The sequence below is a fragment of the Symbiopectobacterium sp. RP genome (assembly GCF_050472005.1).
Classification (GTDB): Bacteria; Pseudomonadota; Gammaproteobacteria; order Enterobacterales; family Enterobacteriaceae; genus Symbiopectobacterium.
The window spans coordinates 1822133-1843959 of the sequence record NZ_JBGOGS010000001.1; the positions used below are offsets into that span (position 1 = coordinate 1822133).

18 protein-coding genes, 1 tRNA gene, 1 other RNA gene and 5 pseudogenes are annotated in these 21827 nt (G+C 53.5%); 12 read left to right on the plus strand and 13 right to left on the minus strand.

Annotation, left to right across the window (positions count from 1 at the left end):
• Positions 1-4: 4 nt before the first annotated feature.
• A pseudogene (rlmD, locus tag ACD630_RS12205) lies at positions 5-1505 on the minus strand (23S rRNA (uracil(1939)-C(5))-methyltransferase RlmD).
• A 60-nt stretch (positions 1506-1565) separates the two neighbouring features.
• Between rlmD and barA the strand changes: the two are divergent.
• Entirely contained in the window at positions 1566-4340 is a 2775-nt protein-coding gene (barA, locus tag ACD630_RS12210; RefSeq protein ID WP_430359203.1) for a two-component sensor histidine kinase BarA, read from the plus strand.
• 57 nt (positions 4341-4397) lie between these two features.
• On the opposite strand, the gene ACD630_RS12215 is transcribed toward barA, so the two are convergent.
• Positions 4398-5102 carry an RBBP9/YdeN family alpha/beta hydrolase gene (locus tag ACD630_RS12215; RefSeq protein WP_430359204.1) on the minus strand — a complete coding sequence of 235 codons (705 nt, stop codon included), beginning with the start codon at positions 5100-5102 and terminating at the stop codon, positions 4398-4400.
• A gap of 133 nt (positions 5103-5235) precedes the next feature.
• Here ACD630_RS12215 and ACD630_RS12220 point away from each other — a divergent pair, with 133 nt between their 5' ends.
• Positions 5236-5739, plus strand: coding sequence for a TIGR00645 family protein (locus ACD630_RS12220; protein ID WP_430359205.1), 504 nt, complete (start codon positions 5236-5238; stop codon positions 5737-5739).
• Positions 5740-5972: 233 nt separating this feature from the next.
• Here the strand turns inward: ACD630_RS12220 and ubiI are convergent, their stop codons facing one another.
• The 4 genes from ubiI to ACD630_RS12240 all read right to left on the minus strand — a co-directional run bounded on the left by ubiI (position 5973) and on the right by ACD630_RS12240 (position 10412).
• On the minus strand, positions 5973-7193 hold the full coding sequence (ubiI, locus tag ACD630_RS12225) for an FAD-dependent 2-octaprenylphenol hydroxylase (RefSeq protein ID WP_430359206.1): 1221 nt from the start codon (positions 7191-7193) through the stop codon (positions 5973-5975).
• 24 nt (positions 7194-7217) lie between these two features.
• A complete protein-coding gene (ubiH, locus tag ACD630_RS12230; RefSeq protein ID WP_430359207.1) occupies positions 7218-8396 on the minus strand; it encodes a 2-octaprenyl-6-methoxyphenyl hydroxylase in 1179 nt (392 codons plus the stop codon).
• A 5-nt stretch (positions 8397-8401) separates the two neighbouring features.
• Positions 8402-9751 carry a Xaa-Pro aminopeptidase gene (gene pepP, locus ACD630_RS12235; protein ID WP_430359208.1) on the minus strand — a complete coding sequence of 450 codons (1350 nt, stop codon included), beginning with the start codon at positions 9749-9751 and terminating at the stop codon, positions 8402-8404.
• 76 nt (positions 9752-9827) lie between these two features.
• Positions 9828-10412 (minus strand): YecA family protein, encoded by a 585-nt coding sequence (locus tag ACD630_RS12240; protein ID WP_430359209.1) that lies wholly within the window; start codon positions 10410-10412, stop codon positions 9828-9830.
• A gap of 187 nt (positions 10413-10599) precedes the next feature.
• Between ACD630_RS12240 and zapA the strand changes: the two genes are divergently transcribed.
• From zapA to ACD630_RS12255, 3 genes are all read left to right on the plus strand, one after another.
• Entirely contained in the window at positions 10600-10929 is a 330-nt protein-coding gene (gene zapA / locus ACD630_RS12245) for a cell division protein ZapA (protein ID WP_430360012.1), read from the plus strand.
• 114 nt (positions 10930-11043) lie between these two features.
• Positions 11044-11227: non-coding RNA, 6S RNA (ssrS, locus tag ACD630_RS12250), on the plus strand.
• Between the two features lie 30 nt (positions 11228-11257).
• Entirely contained in the window at positions 11258-11863 is a 606-nt protein-coding gene (locus tag ACD630_RS12255; protein WP_430360013.1) for a 5-formyltetrahydrofolate cyclo-ligase, read from the plus strand.
• An 11-nt stretch (positions 11864-11874) separates the two neighbouring features.
• On the opposite strand, the gene nadR is transcribed toward ACD630_RS12255, so the two are convergent.
• From nadR to serB, 3 genes are all read right to left on the minus strand, one after another.
• Complete coding sequence (nadR, locus tag ACD630_RS12260) at positions 11875-13134, minus strand: multifunctional transcriptional regulator/nicotinamide-nucleotide adenylyltransferase/ribosylnicotinamide kinase NadR (RefSeq protein WP_430359210.1); 1260 nt, start codon at positions 13132-13134, stop codon at positions 11875-11877.
• 96 nt (positions 13135-13230) lie between these two features.
• Positions 13231-14613, minus strand: coding sequence for a DNA repair protein RadA (gene radA, locus ACD630_RS12265; protein ID WP_430359211.1), 1383 nt, complete (start codon positions 14611-14613; stop codon positions 13231-13233).
• A 17-nt stretch (positions 14614-14630) separates the two neighbouring features.
• The gene (gene serB / locus ACD630_RS12270; RefSeq protein ID WP_430359212.1) at positions 14631-15611 is read right to left on the minus strand and encodes a phosphoserine phosphatase; all 981 of its coding nucleotides are present in this window, start codon (positions 15609-15611) and stop codon (positions 14631-14633) included.
• Between the two features lie 141 nt (positions 15612-15752).
• Between serB and ACD630_RS12275 the strand changes: the two genes are divergently transcribed.
• The 3 genes and pseudogenes from ACD630_RS12275 to ACD630_RS12285 all read left to right on the plus strand — a co-directional run bounded on the left by ACD630_RS12275 (position 15753) and on the right by ACD630_RS12285 (position 17529).
• The gene (locus tag ACD630_RS12275) at positions 15753-16430 is read left to right on the plus strand and encodes a YtjB family periplasmic protein (RefSeq protein ID WP_430359213.1); all 678 of its coding nucleotides are present in this window, start codon (positions 15753-15755) and stop codon (positions 16428-16430) included.
• A gap of 328 nt (positions 16431-16758) precedes the next feature.
• Positions 16759-17295: pseudogene (locus tag ACD630_RS12280) on the plus strand (SLC13 family permease); the annotation flags it as partial.
• Between the two features lie 33 nt (positions 17296-17328).
• Positions 17329-17529, plus strand: coding sequence for an IS630 transposase-related protein (locus ACD630_RS12285; protein WP_430359214.1), 201 nt, complete (start codon positions 17329-17331; stop codon positions 17527-17529).
• Between the two features lie 30 nt (positions 17530-17559).
• Here the strand turns inward: ACD630_RS12285 and ACD630_RS12290 are convergent.
• Positions 17560-18585, minus strand: a pseudogene (locus ACD630_RS12290) (IS630 family transposase).
• A 112-nt stretch (positions 18586-18697) separates the two neighbouring features.
• Here ACD630_RS12290 and ACD630_RS12295 point away from each other — a divergent pair.
• The 3 genes from ACD630_RS12295 to ACD630_RS12305 are packed head-to-tail and all read left to right on the plus strand — an operon-like array spanning position 18698 to position 19592.
• Positions 18698-18958 (plus strand): IS630 transposase-related protein, encoded by a 261-nt coding sequence (locus ACD630_RS12295; RefSeq protein ID WP_430359215.1) that lies wholly within the window; start codon positions 18698-18700, stop codon positions 18956-18958.
• A 42-nt stretch (positions 18959-19000) separates the two neighbouring features.
• On the plus strand, positions 19001-19435 hold the full coding sequence (locus ACD630_RS12300; protein WP_430360014.1) for a transposase: 435 nt from the start codon (positions 19001-19003) through the stop codon (positions 19433-19435).
• Positions 19347-19592: a hypothetical protein gene (locus ACD630_RS12305; RefSeq protein ID WP_430359216.1), complete on the plus strand. Its 246-nt coding sequence runs from the start codon at positions 19347-19349 to the stop codon at positions 19590-19592. Before ACD630_RS12300 ends, ACD630_RS12305 begins: the two co-directional genes overlap by 89 nt.
• Positions 19593-19672: 80 nt before the next feature.
• Here the strand turns inward: ACD630_RS12305 and tcdA are convergent, their stop codons facing one another.
• Together tcdA and ACD630_RS12315 are read right to left on the minus strand one after the other, a co-directional pair.
• Positions 19673-20494 carry a tRNA cyclic N6-threonylcarbamoyladenosine(37) synthase TcdA gene (gene tcdA, locus ACD630_RS12310; RefSeq protein WP_430359217.1) on the minus strand — a complete coding sequence of 274 codons (822 nt, stop codon included), beginning with the start codon at positions 20492-20494 and terminating at the stop codon, positions 19673-19675.
• Positions 20495-20585: 91 nt separating this feature from the next.
• Positions 20586-20809, minus strand: a pseudogene (locus tag ACD630_RS12315) (molybdopterin dinucleotide binding domain-containing protein); the annotation flags it as partial.
• Positions 20810-21057: 248 nt separating this feature from the next.
• Here ACD630_RS12315 and ACD630_RS12320 point away from each other — a divergent pair.
• Positions 21058-21134, plus strand: a tRNA-Arg gene (locus ACD630_RS12320).
• Between the two features lie 15 nt (positions 21135-21149).
• On the opposite strand, the pseudogene ACD630_RS12325 reads toward ACD630_RS12320, so the two are convergent.
• A pseudogene (locus tag ACD630_RS12325) lies at positions 21150-21791 on the minus strand (site-specific integrase); the annotation flags it as partial.
• Positions 21792-21827 lie beyond the last annotated feature (36 nt).

Below are 21827 nucleotides of genomic sequence, written 5' to 3' on the forward strand. Positions count from 1 at the left end.
CTCCCTACAATGCCGCTTTGCCAGAGCGTGCCGCCTTACCAGAACGCTGCAAAAACAGTACCATCGATTCAAGGTGGCCGGTGTGAGGAAACATATCCAACATGGCGACCTGCGCCAACGTGTAACCTGCGGCCAACAGCACTTTACTGTCCCGCGCCAACGTGGTGGGGTTACACGAAACATAGACCACACGCTGTGGTGCAAGTTTAACAATTTGCGGCATCACTTCCGCCGCCCCGGCGCGTGCCGGATCTAGCAGTATCTTATCAAATCCCTAGGCGCTCCAAGACTGTTGTGCCACATCCTCGTCGAGATTTTGGTGAGAAAATGTGACGTTAGACAAGCCGTTACGGCGCACATTCTCTCGTCCTTTCTCCACCAGCGCCGGCACACCTTCGACACCGATCACCTCTGCCGCACGCGTTGCCAGCTGCAATGTGAAATTGCCCATGCCGCAAAACAGATCCAGAATACGGTCTTGCGGCTGTACATCCAGCCACGCCAGTTCCTGTGCCACCATCTGCTGATTCACCGCGTCATTGACCTGAATAAAGTCGCGCGGGCTGAAGGCGAGCGTCATGTCGTTCACACGATAAACCGGCGTTTCGCCCGTCAGAGGGATGACGATATCAGCCTCCGGTGCCAGATAGATAGCCACCTGCTGGGCTGCGGAAAACGCGCGTAAAGCATCGGTATCCACCGCGCTCAGGGCATCAAGATGGCGCAACACCAGCAGCGGGCCGTTATCCGCCAGCACCAGTTCCACATAGCTGAGCCGTTTCACCCCTTGCAACTGGCTGAGGCAGTGACGCAGTGGGGCTAACAGTGCATTCAGTTCCGGTGCCAACACCGGGCAGGTCGCGATATCCACCACATCGTGCGATTGCTCCTGGCGGTATCCCATGCGCAAACCCGACGCGGGTTGAGGCACTGATTTGGCGCGGGCTGCTGCTTTTCCACCCGCTGACGCAGGTTTGTCTCCCGTCAAAAAGTATAGCAAACCGACTTAAAAATGATTACAACAGATACCCTGATATGCGGCAAAAAAGCATAGCTGGCTGTTATCAAAATAATGTCGGTTGGCTATATAACGCAAGACGCGCACGCCGACGGTAACTATAGGCCGGCCCCGCAATCAGTCCAATATCCATCAGCGTTTATCCGGTTTCTCGCGTTATCAGCTTTTGCAGCGCGGCCGATTTGCTACGCTGTTGCAACGCGACATCGGCATGCTGCTGCTGACAGCCACCGCACACGCCAAAGTGCGGACAGCGCGCTTCCACACGTTGCGCACTGCGCGTCAGCAGCCGTTTAAGTTCAGCACGCGCATACTGACGTTTATCCTCGGTCAGCCGGACTTCCGCCTGCTCGTCCGGCAGCGCGCCGGGCACGAAAACGGTTTTGCCTTGATGACGCGCTACACCCTGTCCGAAGGGATCGAGATCGGTCACGTTAATGGTTTGCCGGGTCGTCACACGCAGGTTTGGAGAGTAGAATTGCGCCATAGTTTGCTATTGTGTCTTTAAGCTGAACATCTGTGCCTAATTCTCCCACATTGGAACCTCATGACCAAATACAGTCTGCGTGCCCGCATGATGATACTGATTCTGGCTCCGACACTGATTATCGGGTTGCTGCTCAGTACCTTCTTCGTTATTCACCGCAGCAATCAGTTGCAGGACCAGCTTGCCAGCGCGGGGGCCAGTATTATTGAGCCGCTTTCCGCCGTCGCTGCCTATTCGCTGGTAGCCAACCAGCAGGAGATGATTCAGCAGCTAATCAATATGCTGCATCGGCGTCATTCCGACATTGTACGCGCCATTATCATCACTAACGCACAACATCAGGTGTTATTCAGCACCGATTCGCGCCATATCACCCAACTGATTGATGCGGTAAAACAGCAGTCGATGCCGTCAGAGCTACATTCTCACCAGGTTGATGACAAGCTGTTACTGCATATGCCTATCACCATCGGCCCGGAATTCACCCGTCATGCGGGCAAGGTTGAGCGCCCCGGCGCGACCGTGGGGTATGTGTTGCTGGAGCTGGATACCGACTCCATCGTGCTGCAACAGTATCAGGAGACCTTTATCGCCACGCTGTTGATGCTGCTGTGCATGGCGATTGCAGGTCTGTTCGCCTACCGTCTGGTGCGTGATGTCACCATGCCGATACACAATATGGTGGATACCGTCGATCGTATCCGGCGCGGTCAATTGGACAGCCGTGCAGAAGGGTGCATGCTGGGCGAGTTGGATATGCTGAAGAATGGCATTAACGCCATGGCGATGTCCCTGACGGCCTACCACGAGGAGATGCGGCAAAACATCGATCAGGCCACTTACGATCTGAGAGAGACGCTGGAACAGATGGAGATCCAGAACGTCGAGCTGGATTTGGCGAAAAAGCGGGCGCAAGAGGCCGCGCGTATCAAGTCCGAGTTTTTAGCCAACATGTCGCACGAGCTGCGTACCCCGCTTAACGGCGTGATCGGTTTCACCCGTCAAACGCTGAAAACTACGTTAACCGCAACCCAGACCGACTATTTGCGCACTATCGAGCGTTCCGCCAACAACCTGCTGACCATCATCAATGACGTGCTGGATTTCTCCAAGCTCGAAGCGGGCAAACTTGTGTTGGAAAACATCCCATTCTCATTGCATAACACGCTGGATGATGTCATCACGCTGTTGGCGCACACTGCCCATGAGAAGGGATTAGAGCTGACGCTCAACATTCAGTCAGGCGTACCCGAACGTTTTATCGGCGATCCGATGCGTCTGCAACAGGTGATCACCAATCTGCTGAGCAATGCCATCAAATTCACCGAAAAGGGCAATATCGATATCCGCATTGAACGCCACCGTCAAAGCCATAAACAGCTGGAGTTGGAAATTCAGATCCGAGATACCGGTATTGGCATCGCCGAGGGACAGCAGACACAGTTGTTTCAGGCATTTCGGCAGGCAGATACCAGCATTTCCCGCCGCCATGGCGGCACCGGGCTGGGGCTGGTTATCACCCAGCGACTGGTGAAAGAGATGGGCGGCGATATTCGCTTCCAAAGCGCGGTAAACCAAGGCTCCACCTTTTGGTTCCACATTACGTTAACCTGCGATCCGCACAGCAGCATGGCAGAGAACAATCTCTCCGTACTGCAAGGACACAGCATTGCCTATGTGGAAGCCAACGCCTCCGCCGCGCAAGCCGGATTAGATATTCTGGGGCAAACGCCGTTGCAGGTGCACTTTAGCGTGACCCTTGAACAGTTACCGCCGCAACATTTCGATATTTTGCTGCTCGGCGTTCCCGTTCGGCATCGTAATAACTTGCTGGATTACACCTCACAGTTGCGCGACATGAGCCGCAAAGCAGCTTGTGTTATTTTGGCCTTGCCCAGTCTGGCACAAATGGATGCTGAACAGTTGAAATCCTTCGGTATCCACGCCTGTCTGAGTAAACCCCTTTCCTCGGTACGCCTGTTGCCCTTAATACAGGAAGGTCTGTTGATCCAGCAGCTATCGTTGCTGCCAGCAACGCAACCAGCAACGCTGCCCATACAGCGCTTGCCGCTGTGTGTGATGGCGGTGGATGACAATCCGGCTAACCTGAAACTGATCGGCACGCTGCTGGAAGAGCAGGTGGAAAACACCCTGCTGTGCGACAGCGGTGAAGAGGCTATCGCACAGGCGGCAATGCAGGATATCGACGTCATCCTGATGGATATCCAAATGCCCGGCATGGATGGCATTCGCGCCAGCGAACACATCCGTCAGCTTTCCCGCCACGCTACTACGCCGATTATTGCGGTCAGCGCCCATTCGCTGAGTGACGAGCGCAAATCATTGTTGCAAGCGGGAATGGATGGTTATCTGGCTAAACCGATTGATGAGCAGATGCTGGCGTCGGTATTGACGCGTTATACCCAACAACCGGGTATACCGATTGAGAGCGAGAACGGCAGCATGGCGCAATTGCTGGCTGAACATGATGACAGCCAGCTCTCGCTCGACTGGTCGCTGGCAACCCGTCAGGCAGCGAATAAACCCGATCTGGCGCGCGATCTGCTGCAAATGCTGCTGGATTCCCTGCCCGACGTGCAGCAACACATCGAAACGCTGTTGGCGGGCCACCCGGTGGCAGATACACTGCCTCTGATTCATAAACTGCACGGCAGTTGCGGCTACAGCGGCGTGCCACGCTTGAAGCAACTGTGTTACACGCTGGAAACCGCACTGCGTAAGGGAACGGACGTGCTGGAACTGGAGCAGGAGTGGTTGGAATTGCTCGACGAAATCGCCAATGTACGGCGGGCTGCGCAGGCGCATTTCTCGTAGCCCACAGGCATTGTGCCGAGCGTATCCTGATTCTGCTGCTCGTCTGACGCCAGCGGCTCACCGCCCTGATGCGGCTATGGCCTTCTGTAGCTCAGCCAGCACCAGAGGGAATTCGGTAAATCCATCACTTGCCAGAAAGTGGTTACCCTGCTCAACCGTAATGAACCGGGCATCAAGGAATTTCGCCAACGCCTGACTGAATCGGTAACGAACCACACTATCATCAGGTGCAGAGATGACAACGCGGCTGCTTGCCCTCTGCACCAGTTTGCCATAATCAATATCCGGTTTTATGAAGCGGTCGAGCTGCGGAAGCGTCGGCAGACGCTCATTGAAACCGGAAACCAGAATATAGCCGCCGATAGGTGCGTTGCCCGGGTGTTTTTCAAGGAATCTCAACAGCGTAATGCTGCCAAGACTGTGCGCGACAAAATAGGTGTTGCTATCCAGCGATGTCACCTGTGTTTCGAGGGCCCGTTGCCACGCCTGCGGTTGGGGATCGTCAGGGGTGGGTAAATCAATGATCGACACCCTGGCTTCCGTTTTCTCCATCTCGCTTTTCAGCCACGCGAACCAATGCTCTGACGGTGAAGCGTCGTATCCGTGAACAATGTAGATATGCCTGTTTGACTGCTGTGTGTTTACGGGAGAGGTACAGCCCGACAAGGCGGCTGCCATCGAAAGGAGTAGCGCGACGAATTTGTTCATATATAGCCAAGCGACATTATTTTGATAACAATTAGCTGTATTTTTTTGCCACATATCAGGGCATTGGCTGTAATCATTTTTAAGTCGGTTGACTATAGATGGTTCAGTGGTCGATCAGTAAACTGTGCGTTTTGCCGTCGTGTGCCCATTACGCGACGGTGGTTATTCACCTGCGAAAAGAAGAACTATGGAACGTTTTATTGAAAACCTGATGTACACCTCGCGTTGGTTGCTGGCCCCGATCTACCTAGGACTGTCGCTCGGGTTACTGGCGCTGATGCTCAAATTTTTCCAGGAAGTGTTTCACATTCTGCCAAGCGTCTTTGCATTGGCAGAGGCCGATCTGATCCTAGTACTGCTGTCGCTGATTGACATGACGCTGGTAGGCGGTCTGTTGGTAATGCTGATGCTGTCTAGCTATGAGAACTTTGTTTCGACGCTGAACATTGATGAGGATCGGGAGAAACTGAGCTGGCTCGGCAAAATGGATTCCGGCTCACTCAAAAATAAAGTGGCGGCATCGATCGTCGCCATCTCTTCCATTCATTTGCTGCCCGTGTTTATGGATGCGCGCAATACGCAGGATAACAAGCTGATGTGGTATATGATTATCCACCTGACGTTTGTGTTGTCGGCGTTTCTGATGGGCTATCTGGACAAAGCGAGGCGTCACGAAAAGAAGCAATGTTAACGGTACGCCCCCTCAGGCGTACCGAGAATTTACTGACAAACCTACCGAAAACAGTAACGCTTCCCGACCTCCGGCATTTCCGCCACCTCCGTCATTCGCGCGAAGGTGGGAATCTCGTGCAGATGAAATGCGTTTCTTCTCACAGAGATCCCCGGCTTTCGCCGAGGATGACGAGGAGGAAAGTGACTTTGCCAGCGGTCTGACAGTTCGTCCGCTCTGGCGTACCGTTTTACTTACTGCGGCGTAGCGGTGTGCGCCAGCCATTCCGGCAGGTCATTTAATCCCATCGCCTGACGCAGCAGCACCGGTTTCACCCCCGGCAGGCGGTTCACCAGCGTCAGGCCAATATCCCGTAGCAATTTTTTCGCTGGGTTCTCTCCGTTAAACAGTTCCCTGAACCCTTGCATGCTGGCCAACATCAGCGCGGCACTGTGCTTACGTTGGCGTTCATAGCGTCGCAGGTAGAGGTATTGCCCGAAATCCTTACCTTGCCCCTGTAAGCGTTTGATTTCGGCGATCAGCGTGGAGACATCCATAAACCCGAGGTTGATGCCCTGTCCGGCCAGAGGGTGGATGGTATGTGCAGCATCGCCCACCAGCGCCAGTCGATGCGCGGCAAAGCTGCGCGCATAGCGTCCGGTTAACGGGTGTGTTTGCCGGGCACTGATGGTGGTGCACCGCCCAAGATACGTGTCAAAGGCGATCGCCAATTGCTGATCGAAAGCCTCCTTGGGCAGTGCCAGCATGGATTCTGCCTGCAACGGTGGCAGCGACCAGACAATCGAGCACAGGTTTGCCTCCGCCAACGGCAGAAACGCCAGAATGCCATCGCCGTGGAACACCTGGCGTGCCACGCCGTCGTGCGGGCGTTCGGTGCGTACCGTTGCCACCAGTGCATGATGACCGTAATCCCAGAACGTCAGTGGGATATCGGCCTGCTGACGTAGCCAGGAGTGCGCACCGTCTGCGCCGACCACTAGGCGCGCCGTGAGCATGGTGCCATCGTCCCGCGTGATAAATGCTTCGTTCTCGCCCCAGGCCACCTGCTGCAATACCGCCGGTGCCACTAGGGTAATGTCTTTTGCTTTTTCGGCTCGTTGCCACAGGGCGCGTTGAATGACATCATTTTCGATAATGTGGCCGAGGCGGGAAAAACCATGGGCCTCGCCCTCAAAATGGATATTGCCAAAGCTGTCTTTGTCCCACACGTACATGGCGTTATAGGGGCTGATGCGCTGTGCTTCGATCGCTTGCCAGACATCGAGATGACGCAGCAGGCATTCGCTGGCCGCGTTAATGGCGGAGACGCGCAGCGCATAAGCCCCGTCCGCGGCCGTCTGTGGTGGCGTACGCTGTTCCAGAACGGCAATGCGTAGCCCGGATTGTTGCAGCCCGCAGGCTAATGCCAGACCGACCATGCCGCCGCCCGCGATAACCACATCAAATGATTGCATAAGCCCTGTTTCCTGTTGCTTGCATTAACAATCGACCCAACCCAACGTGCGGCGTGCAAAGGTATCACGCACGGGCGCAACGGTATTCATGGTCATCAAACCCAGATTGCGACCCACTTCCAGCGAGGTAACACTGTTGGCAAACAGGCGTACCAGACCGTCTGTCAGCGCAATGGTCGCCTGCTGATCGGGTTCTCGGCGCTGGGCATAGCGGCTCAGCACGCGATAGCTGCCGGTTTCTTCCTGTTGCGTGGCGGCCTGTGTCAGGGTTTCTGCCAGCGACATCACGTCGCGCAGCCCGAGATTGAACCCCTGTCCGGCAATCGGGTGCAGCGTTTGCGCCGCATTGCCCACCAGCGCCACGCGGTGCGCGATATGCCGTGCCGCCGTCACCAGTCGCAGCGGATAGGTGTGACGTTCGCCGATGTGGGTAATTGCGCCCAATCGCCAGCCAAAGGCGCGTTGCAACGCAGCGCGGCATTCGGCCTCGCTCCAGGCGCTCACCTGCGTCTGGTTTGATAACGGGTGGCACCATACCAACGAACTGCGTCCACCGCGCATGGGTAATAGTGCTAACGGGCCGTCAGGGGTAAAGCGCTCAAAGGCTTTTCCCGCATGAGGCAAGCGGGTGCGGATGTTGGCAATAACGGCAAACTGCGGATACTCCTCTGTCTGCCACTGCATGCCGCAGGCCCGAGCCAGCGCGGAGGCGGAGCCGTCTGCTGCCACCAAGAGCTGCCCGCACAGCGTACTGCCGTCATCCAGTTGCAGGGTGGCCTGTTCGGCACTGCGTTCAACGTGTACTACCTTGCGTGGGCAGTGCACGCGTACGCCTGGCGCACTGTGGAGTAACCGAAACAGGGTTTGACCAACCTGATGTAGCTCAACCACGTAACCCAATGCGGCGGTACGATAATCACTGGCCTGCATGTTGACCATACCGGCGTGGCCGCGATCGCTGACGTGCACCGCGGTGATGGGTTCCGCTTCGCTGGCGATAGTTTGCCAGATGCCGATACGCTTAAGCTGCTGCACAGTGCCTTGAGCCAGCGCGATAGCGCGGGCGTCGAAGCCGGGATGCGCGCTGTCCAGCGGCGAGTGTGCTTCTATCACCTCGACGGGTAGGGTGCCGCCGGAAAGGGAGGAAATGGCCAGTGCCAGCGTTGCTCCCGCCATGCCTCCGCCAACTATCAGGATCGTCATCGCGATTATCTCGCTGCCTGGCGTACGGCACGGGCCTGTGCCATCAACGCTTCAATGTCGTCGGCGTCTTTTACGACGCCCGCCGTCAATACTTCGTTACCGCTGTCAGTAATCAGAATGTCATCCTCAATGCGGATACCGATGCCGCGATATTCATGGGGCACTTTGGAGTCTGGCGCGATATAGAGCCCCGGTTCGACGGTGAGTACCATGCCGGGTTCCAGCAAACGGCTGCGCTCTGACGTGCCGTAATCGCCAACATCGTGCACGTCCAGCCCCAGCCAATGGCTGAGTCCGTGCATGTAGAACGCGCGGTGTGCCTGTTCGGCGATCAGTTCATCGACGCTACCTTTCAGCACGCCGAGTTTAACCAACCCTTCGACCATGATACGAATCACCTGCTCATTCACTTCACGAATGCTGACACCGGGTTTGAATAGCGCCAGCGCTTTGCGCTGTGAAGCCAGCACAATATCGTAAATCGCGCGCTGCGGGTGGCTGAATTTTCCACTTACCGGGAAGGTCCGCGTGATATCACCGGCATAGCCCTGATATTCGCAGCCCGCGTCAATCAACACCAAATCGCCCTCGTGCATTTGCCGTTCGTTTTCGGTGTAGTGCAGAATACAGCCGTTATCACCGCTGCCGACAATTGTGTTATACGAAGGATAGCGCGCACCGTGGCGGGTAAATTCATGATGAATTTCCCCTTCCAATTGGTATTCGTACATCCCAGGTTCACAGCTTGTCATGGCGCGAGTATGGGCCTTGGCGGTGATCTCTCCAGCCCGACGCATCAGCTCTAGCTCTTTCGGGGATTTAAACAGGCGCATCTCGTGCACCCAGGGGCGCCAGTCGGTCTGCGTCGGCGGTGCGATAAGCCCCTGACGCGTGCCGTTTCGCAGCGTCTCCAGTGCGTTGAACAGCAGGCGGTCCGCGTACTCGTACAGCCCTTGTGCGTAGTAAATCACGTCCAGTCCGTTGAGCAGCAGGTGCAACTGCGCATTGATGTCGCTAAATGGCAAGGCGCGATCGGCATTCAAGCGCGAAGGGGCCGCTTCCTGCCCCAGACGGCGTCCAAACCAGATTTCCGCCGTGACATCGTGCACGCGGTTGAACAGGACGGTGTGGTGATGGTGCTCATCGCTTTTTACCAGTAACAGCACCGCTTCCGGCTCGTTAAATCCGGTGAAGTACCAGAAATCGCTGTTCTGACGATAAGGGTACTCACTGTCAGCGCTGCGCGTGGCTTCCGGTGCGGCAAAAAATATCGCCGCGCTGGCGGGAGCCATTTTTTCGAGCAACTGCTGGCGGCGGCGAGTATATTCCTGACCAAAAGCGTCTTGTTGAATCATCACCTGCTCCTGTGTGATGCGCATTCGGTAATTCCCTCCTGCGTGGGAACCCCTGCGGGTAAGGCTGGATGCGCGATTAATGTAGCGTTGGTTTTTTCTTCTCCGGTACTGTCTGTACCGGGCGTGTATATTCACTGTGGCAGAGAATGGCGGAAACTCTGACGTATTCGATGATTTCTTCCAGCGATTGCGCCAGCTCTTCCTGATCTTCATCTTCGTCATAGCCAAGCTGGGCAATATTGCGCAAATCGTCGATGGCTTCTTTCAATTCGCCCTGCGCCTTGTTCAGACGTGGCTGAACGACGCCCAGCCCGAGTAGAAAGTGATTGACCCATCCGGCCAGCGCGTCGGCACGATCAAACACGCTTACCGCCGTGTTGTCGTCATCCGGTAGCAGCAGTTGGAATTCAAATTCGCTCTCTTCTAGAGTTTCTTTAGTGACCTGATACAGCGTTTGCAGCGGCTGAGAAACCAAGTGAGAGAACGCCAGACCATCGTTAGTCAGTTCGTGTAACAACGTTTCCCAGCTGTCATCGGTGTTGCACCCGCACAGGATACCGCTGATAAGCCCGTGCATTTCCGCTGCCGTCAGTGCAACTTGTTGCTGTGTCAGGAACACGTCTAGGGTTTCATAGCCGGGATACGTGGTTTCTATGGACATGTGCTTTGTTCATCGTTGGCGGGTTGGTATCGTGTTATGCTACCACCAAGCTCGGCTGCTATGCCAGAAAGGGCTTGTTTCTTCTATGTTGAGTTATTATAGTGGCGCCCGCGTGAAGGGGCTGTCGCCAGTCCGTGATATGAATTTTTTCTGCGGCGCAGAAAACGAAATGAGGCAGGAAAGGGGCATGTCTGCACAACCAGTAGATATTCAAATCTTTGGCCGTTCCTTAAGAGTCAATTGTCCGCCGGAACAACAGGAAGCGTTGAATCAGGCTGCGGAAGATCTTAACCAGCGGTTGCAGGATCTCAAAGTGCGCACACGCGTGACCAACACGGAACAATTGGTGTTTATCGCTGCACTTAACGTGTGCCATGAATTGGCACAAGAGCGCTTGAAAACGCGTGATTACGCGGCAAATATGGAGCAGCGCATCCGTATGTTGCAGCAGACCATCGAGCAGGCTTTGCTGGAACAAGGGCGCATAACCGAGCGTCAGGGCACGCTTTTCGAGTGAGTCGAGAGGGGCTAGCGCCTTGCTCCGCGTTTTGGTTTTTTAAATTGATTTTTGTTAGTTGCCCGATGTTTTTCGCTATAAAGCGTGATAGAGTTATTCACAGTAAAGAATAAAATTTCTCTGAGGTGTTTGTCTGCGGGTCAGTCCCCTGAGCCGATATTTCAAACCAACAGAATGTAACGCTCCGCAGCCGGTGAGCATGCTCGGTTCGTCCGAGAAGCCTTAAGGTTGCGACGGTATGTTCACCTTGAACCAAGGGTTCAAGGGTTACCACCTGCGGCGGCATCTCGGAGATCCCTTCTCTCCTTTCTTTTCCCTGTTATTGTCTATGACTTCTGCGTCCATGCCCATTTTGCCACAGCAACAGCGTCAGGCCATACGCGATCGCGTGCGTCAGCTGCGCCGTGCGCTCACGCAGGAACAACAAGCCCGGTTTGCCCAGCAGATTGCCGAACGTGCGTTGGAACAACCTGAAGTGCAGCAGGGACAGCGGATTGCGCTGTTTTTGTCGTTTGACGGTGAGCTGGATACCCAGCCGTTGATTGCCCGTTTGTGGCAGCAGGGAAAGGCGGTGTATCTGCCGGTACTGCACCCGTTTTCGCCGGGACATTTGCTGTTTTTACACTACGATGCGCAGACACCGCTGGTGAAGAATCGCCTGAAGATCTTTGAGCCGCGTCTGGATGTGCGCCGCGTGTTGCCGCTAATCCAACTCGATGTACTGTTTACGCCGTTGGTGGCGTTCGATGCGCAGGGACAACGGCTGGGCATGGGCGGCGGGTTTTATGACCGGACCTTACAGCGCTGGCAACAGCGGGGGCCATACCCGATTGGCTTGGCCCATGACTGCCAGCAGGTCGATGCCATCCCGAACGAAGCGTGGGACATCCCGTTGCCCGCCATTCTAACCCCCTCTCGCCGCTGGCAGTGGTAATCCGTCGTTGATTACAGCGTCGCCGTATCTGGCCCGCCAGACGTACGGTGCGACAGCATTTGTTGTACTAGTTCCACGCAGCGCAGGAAGCGCGAATCATAATCTGATTCGGTTACGTGTACGTAAGGGACGTTATTCTTCACCAGCATGGTTTTGAGTAGCGTTTGGAACGCGCTGCGTGCGGTACTGCTACCCAGGCTACGTAAACCATCCGCGACCCACGGCGTATTGTTTTCCAGCAGAATCACCAGATCAAACCGGTATTCGTCAATCAACGCCTGGACAAAAGGGTGTTCGCGTCCTTCATACTGCTTGCAAAATGCCTGTGTGGTAATGAAATCAGTATCGATAAAGGCCACTTTATTGGCATATTTCACTGCAAAATCAATGTATTGAGCTTGTCCTAGCGCGATTTTGTCGTAGTCGGAATATTGCAGCGCCATCTCGTCGCCGCCCAGATGGGAAAAGACATAGTCCCGGCCAAACTCCCAGGCGCTGGTGGTATTGAAGATATTGGCGAGCTTGTTGACCAGCGTCGATTTACCGCTAGATTCGCCGCCGAGAATGGCAACGGTGCGCACGAAAAAGGGCTTCACTTCGGTGGGAATATAATCCCAATAGCGGAACGGATCGTGACGGATCTGTGCGCCGCTGATGTTCATAAATGAGCGTTCTGGGTCAACCAACACCGCGTCGATGCCTAACTGTTCGCGGTACTGCGGGGCATCTTTGGCTTCGCTGGTATAGACAAAGTTGGGTTCAATCGCCTTCTCTTGCATAAAGGCCTTGATAGCGCGACTCCATACATCCCAGCCGTGCGGGTAAGGCTCCATGCCTTCTTCGTTAAAGGCGTGAATGCGGGTATTCTTCTGATATTTGAAAGTTTGTAGCAGCCAACGCAGACGATCGCTTACGGTGGGCTGCTGCGACATGGCGCTGTGCTCAAACAGCAGGCTGTCGCGTGATCCGTCGTAACCCAGGATCACATGCAATTCATCAACCTGACTACAGGTGCGCTGGATCAGGTAGATATGGCCGGTATGCAGAGGATAAAACTTTCCGAACACCACCCCGATGGTTTTGTCGTGGCGGGGAAATTCCAGTTCCAGAAAACGGTGCAGCGCTTCCAGCTTTTGAGCGCTGGGGTTTTTGATCTTGGCATTCAGCAATTGGCTGAGATAGCCCTTGGTCATACCGGTTGCGTCGGCAACCTGCTGAAGGGTACACCCTTTCTTGCGGATGGCGGATTTCAGGTAATCAAAAGATGACATTGTCAGGCACTCTTGGTTTAGCACGTGTGTTTAGCATGCTAAACCAAGATACCACAAGCATTCTCAACCTGCACGCATGTTCCCGCAGGTTAGGCGTTAAAGATCGTCGAGGATCGCCAGTGCGTCAGTCAGCTTTTTCACGCCAAACACCTGCATGTTGGCGGGGGGGCGTTTTGGCGCATTGGCATGCGGGACGATGGCGCGCTTGAAGCCGTGTTTGGCCGCTTCGGAAATACGTTCCTGACCGCTGGGCACTGGCCTTATCTCGCCGGATAGCCCCACTTCGCCGAACACCACCAGATCCTGCGGCAGCGGCCTGTCGCGCAGGCTGGAGACCAACGATAGCAGCAGTGCCAGATCGGCGCTGGTTTCGGTGACTTTTACACCACCAACCACGTTCACGAACACATCCTGATCCGCCATTTGCAGTCCGCCGTGGCGGTGTAACACGGCGAGCAGGAGCGCAAGTCGGTTCTGTTCCAGACCGACGGCGACGCGGCGAGGATTGGCCATCATCGAGTGATCCACCAACGCCTGAATCTCCACCAGCAGAGGACGCGTGCCTTCCCACACCACCATAACGGAGCTGCCGGACATCACTTCATCACCCCGGCTGAGAAAAATGGCAGAGGGGTTGCTGACTTCGCGCAATCCCTGCTCGGTTATGGCGAACACTCCCAATTCATTGACGGCACCGAAACGGTTTTTATGGCTGCGCAGGGTACGAAAACGGGAATCTGCATTACCGTCGAGCAGCACGGAGCAGTCAATGCAGTGCTCCAGCACCTTGGGGCCAGCCAATGAACCATCTTTGGTAACGTGGCCCACCATCACAATAGCGACACCGCGCGTTTTGGCCAAGCGGGTGAGATAGGCGGCGGTTTCCCGCACCTGTGACACGCTGCCGGGTGAGGATTGGATATCGGCCAGATGCATCACCTGAATCGAGTCGATCACCATCAGCCTGGGCTGCTCCTGTTCGGCGATCAGACAGATTTGCTCGATGCTGGTTTCGGACAGCATATTGAGATGCTGGGTTGGCAGGCCCAAGCGGTGTGCGCGCATCGCCACCTGCTGTAGCGACTCTTCTCCTGTGACGTACAGGGTTTTCATCTGTTCAGAGAGTTTGCACAATGTTTGCAGCAGCAGGGTACTTTTCCCCGCACCGGGGTTGCCCCCGATCAGAATGGCGCTGCCGGGCACCACGCCGCCACCCAACACGCGATCGAACTCGCTAAAGCCGGTGGAAAAACGCGGTAGCGCTTCTAGGCTGATATCAGAGAGTTTTTGTACGCGGCTGATGCCTTCATGGTCGCCCGCATAGCCAGTACGGCGATCGGTGCGAGACGTAGCGGCGGCGGCCAGCCGCACTTCGGTAATGGTGTTCCAAGCGTTACAGGCGCTGCATTGGCCCTGCCAGCGCGGATAATCTGCACCACATTCGTTGCAAACGAAGGCGCGTTTAACGGCTTTTGCCACGGTTCACCTCACTGCTCTTAGCGTTTTTCGTGCCGCAGGCTGCCGCTCAGTACGCACATTACGCCGGTCAAATCGGCGTGACGGATGCTGACGGGGGCCTGCTCATTCACTTTGGGTTTGGCATGATAGGCGATGCCGAGCCCGGATGCCTTGATCATCACCAGATCGTTGGCCCCGTCACCGATGGCAATGGTCTGCTCTTCGGGGATCTCCAGCTTCTCCGCCAATTGGCGCAGGGTTTTGGCTTTATATTTGGCATCGACGATCGGGCCTACCACTTCGCCGGTCAGCTTACAGTCGCGCAAACCCATTTCGTTGGCCACTGCCGCCACCAGGCCGAGTTTCTCTTTCAGATGATCGGCGAAATAGGTGAAGCCGCCGGACGCAATGGCGATGTGCCAGCCCGCCGCCTGCAACTGCTCTACCATGTAGGTCAGCCCCGGCATCAGCGGCAGATTTTTGCGCACTTTTTGCAGGATATCAGCATCGGCTCCCTTAAGGGTGCCCACGCGCTCGCGCAGACTGGCGGAGAAATCCAACTCACCGCGCATCGCCCGTTCGGTGATCGCCGCCACCTTCTCTCCGGTGCCGGCCAGTTTGGCGATTTCATCAATACACTCAATCTGAATGGCGGTGGAATCCATGTCCATCACCAGTAAACCGGGCGCACGCAGCGTCGGGGTGTTGCACATCGGTGCCACATCCATCCCCAGTTCATGAGCCAGTTTAGTGGCGCGTGGCGTGAGCGAACCGGCCAAACGCACCACCTGATAATCTTCCACGTTCCAGGCGCTGACGATTACCATCACCGCATCGAGCTTGCGCTGGTAACGCGAAAGCAAGTTTTTATCCAGTACGTCGCCGTACAGCAGCCAGCCGGTGTCCCCCGCGCGATAGTCGAGCGGCATCACTTCATCATCACCGCTGAGTGATAACGGCAGTCCCGGCCAACAGTTAATCTCGTTAGGGAGATCGCGGTAGGTCTGACTATTCGGCATGGGGCATCCTCTTCTGGCAAAAATAGCGCGTATTGACGCAGGTAAACATAACAGAACATCACTCAGAAAACAGGGCAACAAGCTACCCTATCGCTATCGCTTCTGGCAACATGAAAGTATGCAAATCGCTCAGGGATTCTCATGGTCCACACCCGGTTAAAATTCCGCTTACACCGCACCGCTATTGTACTGATCTGCTTGGCGCTGCTGGTTGCATTGATGCAGGGGGCGTCCTATTTCAGCCTGAGTCATCAAATGGCGGGTTCCGAGCAGCTTGAAGACATTGCACGCACGCTGGCGCGGCAGGTGGCATTCAGCCTGACGCCGCTGATGGAAAGCAACGATGATAACAGCCAGAAAATCAGCACAATGCTGGCGCAGTTAACGCAAAATAGTCGCATTCTCGACGCGGCACTCTATCAGCAGGACGGTTCATTGATTGCCCGTACTGGAGAAGAGGTTGTGGTGCGCGATCGGCTGGCGCTGGATGGCAAGCGGGTGGGGAGTTATTTCAACCACCAGATTGTGCAGCCCATCAACGGCAAGGATGGCCCGATCGGGTTTCTGCGCATGACGCTCGATACTCACGTGTTGGCGACCGAAGCCAAGCAGGTCGATAACACTACCAATATCTTGCGCCTGATGATTCTGCTGGCGTTAGCGATCGGCATTATTCTGGCCCGCACGCTGTTGCAGCACCGTCGCAGCCGCTGGCAGCAGTCACCCTATCTGCTCACCGCCAACACACCGGTAAAGGAAGATGACGAGAATACCTCATCGCCTGTGCTGGAAGAAAAAACGGACAAGCCTGAGTCATAACTATAGATCAGTAACGGTGGCGCGCGTTGTGGCGTGCTGCTGTGGCACTTCTCGGCTTTTGGTTACCATTCCTGCCTTATTGGTATAATACATTTCTCATTAATTGCGTGTTTGTCGTATACGTTACATTTATTCTTGTGATTTCAATCACATCATCTCTGTGGTCATTTTCCCTTATAAAAAAATTTTAATCTCCATCACAGTTTTTGGCGCATTACGGGCGCTTAATTGGTATGCTATATTTTGTTATGTTCATATATGTAGAAAAGAAATGTCTGACTAATTTTGTTTTTTATTCAATGTTGACGGGGAAAATATGAATTTTATCATTGAGGCGCTGCCCATTATATGGGTGGCTCTGGGCGTCGTTTTGCTGTTAATTTTAAATATGAAATTTAAAATTAACGGGATGTTGGCACTGCTGCTCGCGGCAATGTTTGTCGGTGTGTGTGAAGGGTTACCACTTGAGGCAATTGGTAAATCGATTGAAAACGGCGTCGGCAGTACGCTTGGGCATTTGGCATTAATTATTTTGTTTGGTGCCATTCTGGGTAAATTGATGGTGGATTCCGGTGCGGCGCAGCGGGTTTCATCAACGCTACTGAAAAGATTCGGGCCGCAGAAAGTCCAATGGGCTATTTTGGTTATCGGATTAATTTTTGGCTTGGCCATGTTTTATGAAGTGGCTTTCCTGATTTTAGCACCTTTGGTTATCAGTATTGCCCGAGAAGCAAAAATCCCTTTCCTGAAATTGGGTATCACCATGGTTGCCGCCGCAACCACGGCGCACAGCCTGTTCCCTCCTCAGCCTAGCTCCACGGCGCTGGTGACCGCATTCCATGCGGATATGGGGATGGTGTATATAGCTAAACGACTTAATTTTGATTACATTATTTAAATGAGCTATTCAATTGATTTTAGACGTAAAGTGATATCTACACGGGAAGAAGAAGGGTTGAGTATCCGAGAAACAGCGAAGCAATTTCGGATTGGCCCTGCCTCTGTATCGCGTTGGATTAAGGCTTTGTTGAATAAACATATTTTATGCTGCACCCCCGGTGAAACGACAGATCCTCGCAACGCAAAATCATGCAGTTAGGCCTCATAAAAAAACTATACCCAATAAACCTCAAGATGCAGGTTTAAGCACCTGAAAACAATCGTGAATTCTGGACGTCAGCGAGTCCGCTATTTCTGGTAGCGTATTGGTGAAAAAATTGAATATTGCATCCCGAAAATCGCGGGTGTTTTCAAAATAGCGATTATTCCGTGTATGCTCATTCATCACTTTCCACAGGCGTTCTATCGCGTTCAGATTCGGACTGTAAGGCGGTAAATAGTGAAGCTCTATGTTCACGACAAAGGCCCAATCCTTAATCAATTGGGTTCGGTGATAACCCTCACCGTCCAGTATTACATGGATTCTCTGTCGGTAATCAGGGTAACGTTTGCGTATCTCAATGAAAAAACGAGCAATGTTGTAGTCATTAATTTTTTTGTAATCGTGAATAACCGTACCGCCGATATCGCTCAGATTCAGCGCACCCAGTATATTCAGACGGGTTCGACTTCCCGTTGTTTTAACTGACTTTTTATGCCCTTTTCGTATCCATCCATAACTGAGCTTTGTGGCTTGTGTCGGATGAACCGCATCGATAAACAGAATCGGCTTATTGCCGGCTGTTTTCTTTAAATTCTCATAATATTCAATGAAATGCTTCTGATTTTCTTCACTGAATTTATGGGGTACGCCCGCCGGTTTTTTGTAGGAGAAACCATGACGGTGCAACCACTTGTTCATGCCGGGAATACTGAATCGGATAGCCCAGCGATGTTCGACATAAGCCACGATGTCGTGGGTATGATGGAAGAGATGTTGAGATAACTAGCTGATTAAGAGCGCAGTCTTTTCAGCACAAAGCCGACTTGCAGACCCACCGTTTTCAGGTTTAAGTTTGCGAGTGTTGACGTAATCGTTGATATGTTGGTTTACCGTCGTTTCGTGCAGACGCAGAGCTTGCGCAATCATCGCAGAGCTCCAGCCTTCGGAGGCCAGCAGGACGGCTTTGATGCGATCACAAACACGCTTATCACGACTGGTGTCATGAAGGTGTTCGAGTTCGGCTTTTTGCTTGTCGGTAATAAATATCTTCATAGTGGGTGAGCATGATCTTCTTACCGCGTAAAATCAAGCATCTTCAATGATCACGGGTATATAAACCTGAGGTGACAAGCATTTTCTACCAAAACTGGCTTGGCAAAACAGCATGACTCACTATTATTCAACAAAGCCTTGGATTAATCAAATAGCGTCAAAAGCATCGACCACGCGTCAGCGAAAGAGCGATAAATCCGAGTGGATAAAAGATGTTGAACCATATCCAGATGCTTACCAAAAAGAACGTGCAGAGCGTTTTGGCGTTTGTCAGAAGGCCATTTGGCCAGCTCTTAAAAAGCTGGGATTGACCTATAAAAAAACGCTACGTCATCCGAAAGCCGACGAAAGCGCACGGCAAGCATTTCAATAAAAAATACAACAGTATGAAAAAGAAGGTAAACCTATTGTTTTTATTGATGAAAGTGGTTTTCCACACGATACCCCACGGACTCACGGCTATTCCCCAAAAGGTCAACGGTGTTTTGGCCTGAAGAACTGGGGAGGCAAGGGAAGAACAAATGTTATCGGCGCTTTATTAGGCACAACTCTGTTTGCTATCGGATTATTTGATATCAATATTAACAGCGATGTTTTCTATTCCTGGGTCACACAAGTCCTTATCCCAGTACTCCCTAAAAACAGGGTAATCGTGATGGACAATGCAACTTTTCACAAAAAACATAATATTCAACAAGTCATCATCGATGCAGGGTATATGGTGGAGTATTTGCCTACATATTCACCAGATCTTAACCCCATTGAGCATAAATGGGCACAAGCAAAAAAAGAGAGAGTGGTTGCGATACAGAGATTTTGTTCTCAGTCCATATGGTGTAATCAAAATTAAGTCGCTTGGCTATAACGCCGCTACCCGGTGCCTTTGGGGCCCGAGCCCACTGGCGGGCCGCCAGCGACGTGTTCCCGACTCGGCGCTGACTTTCGCGGCGTCCTGCCGCTCACCCTGTGGTCTCGTTCCCCTCACCGTTATTTTTTACGCGCTATAACGTCAACCCATTCAAATCATGCGGCTTTACGCTATTTTTTTGGGTCGTCCTCAGCATCTACGCAGCGATTGTCGTACCGCTCAGGAACCAACCTGCTGCACTTCGCGCGCCGCCTTCGCCATCATTTTCTTTAACGCGTGGGATACCGCAACAAATCCAAAGGTCGCGGTCACCATGGTGGCAGCCCCAAAGCCAGAGGCGCAATCCATACGTTTTACCCCTTCCGCCGTGCTGCGCGATGCGCACACCGATCCATCTGCCTGTGGGTACACCAGAGGCTCATCGGAAAATACGCAGTCAATGCCTAAGCGGCCTTTGCTGTTCTTGACCACGTTGAAATCGTGTTTAAGCAGCTCACGCAGCTTGGCCGCCAGCGGGTCCTGAATGGTTTTGGCGAGATCCACCACGCTGACGCGTGTCGGATCGATTTGCCCACCAGCCCCGCCGGTCGTCACGACCGGAATTTTATAACGGCGACAGTATGCCAGCAGCGCCGCTTTCGGGCGCACGCTGTCAATCGCATCAATCACATAGCTGAAGCCACGGTTGAGATATTCCGCCACGTTATCCACCGTAACGAAATCATCCACGCAGGTAACCTGACATTCAGGGTTAATGGCACGGATACGCTCCGCCATCACTTCCGTTTTCGCCTGTTCGGTATGCTCGCGCAGCGCGTGAATCTGCCGGTTGGTGTTGCTGACACAGACGTCATCCATATCAATCAGCGTAATCGCACCAATGCCGGTACGCGCCAGCGCCTCTGCGGCCCAGGAGCCTACGCCGCCAATGCCGATAACACACACGTGCGCCTGTGCGAACAGCGCCAACGACTGCTGACCGTATAACCGCGCTGTGCCGCTGAAGCGTTGCAGATAGGCTTCGGATAACGTACCACTCATGACCACTAACCCTTAACTCTGATAACTGCTGTAAAAAAACAGGCCCGATCATAAAGCGATCGGGCCTGTTGCGCTACTGGTGTGATGAAAATCAGCCTGCCGCTACATCCACTAGGCAGCTCATGGCATTAGACCCCTGCGTGAGCGGTGAGGTGCCAAGCCAATATCCAGCGTCAGCACGTTGGCATTGCCGGACTGCTCCACCGCGTGCCACTCTTTCTGACCGAAACCCGGCTCGAACCAGGCACCGGTAGACATGATCACTACGCCAAGAGCCACCCCTTCGGTCACGCGGACACCGGCATAAATATAGCCAAACGACTTAAAAATGATTACAGACAATGCCCTGATATGTGGAAAAAAAATACAGCTAATTGTTATCAAAATAATGTCGCTTGGTTATAACGGCTTTAACACACAGCATACTGAATGGTGGGCTCAGCAATAGAACTGTACAGTGATTCACCGTACGGCAGAAAATCGGGCCAAATTCGTTGACTCACTGAGGCGTGTGGGTATAATCCAGCCCACTGTTATCAAACGACACAACCGCATCTCGCTATGCGCCCTTAGCTCAGTCGGATAGAGCAACGGCCTTCTAAGCCGTAGGTCATAGGTTCGAATCCTATAGGGCGTACCATTTAAAAACAATGGGTTATGCTAACTTCAAACCTACCTGATTTTCACCTTGTGTCGTATTTGTGTCGTTACTACCTAAAAGTGAATCAATTTTACGCGCATGTTCAGTAAGGTGGTTGGGTGCCAAGTGTGCATAACGGCGGACCATTTCGATAGATTCCCACCCGCCCATCTCCTGCAAAGCAGAAAGTAGAACGCCAGATTGAATCAGCCAACTTGCCTAGGTGTGCCGCAAATCGTGGAAGCGGAAATCTTCTATACCTGCACGTTTAAGTCCGACTTTCCATGCGCTATTATCGTCACACCACATTTTACGTATAGCAGCTGTCTTGGTTCCGTCTGCTCTCGTTGCTGCCTTGGTGTGGACAAACACCCAGCGAGAATGCTTTCCGATCTGCCCCTTCAGCACCCGGCATGCCGTATCATTCAGAGCCACGCCAATAGCATTGCCCGCTTTGGCGTTTTCTGGATTGATCTAGGCAACCTTTCTCTGCATATCAACCTGTGCCCACTCGAGATCGAGAATGTTTGATCGGCGTAACCCGCTCGAAAGAGCGAAAACCACAACGGGTCTGATAATCTCCGGCATGCATTCAATGAGGCGTGATGCTTCCTCTCTCGTCAGCCAGCGTATGCGTTTACTAACCGGTTTCTTGGAGCTTTGTTGAATAAATAGAACTTTTGGGTAATCATC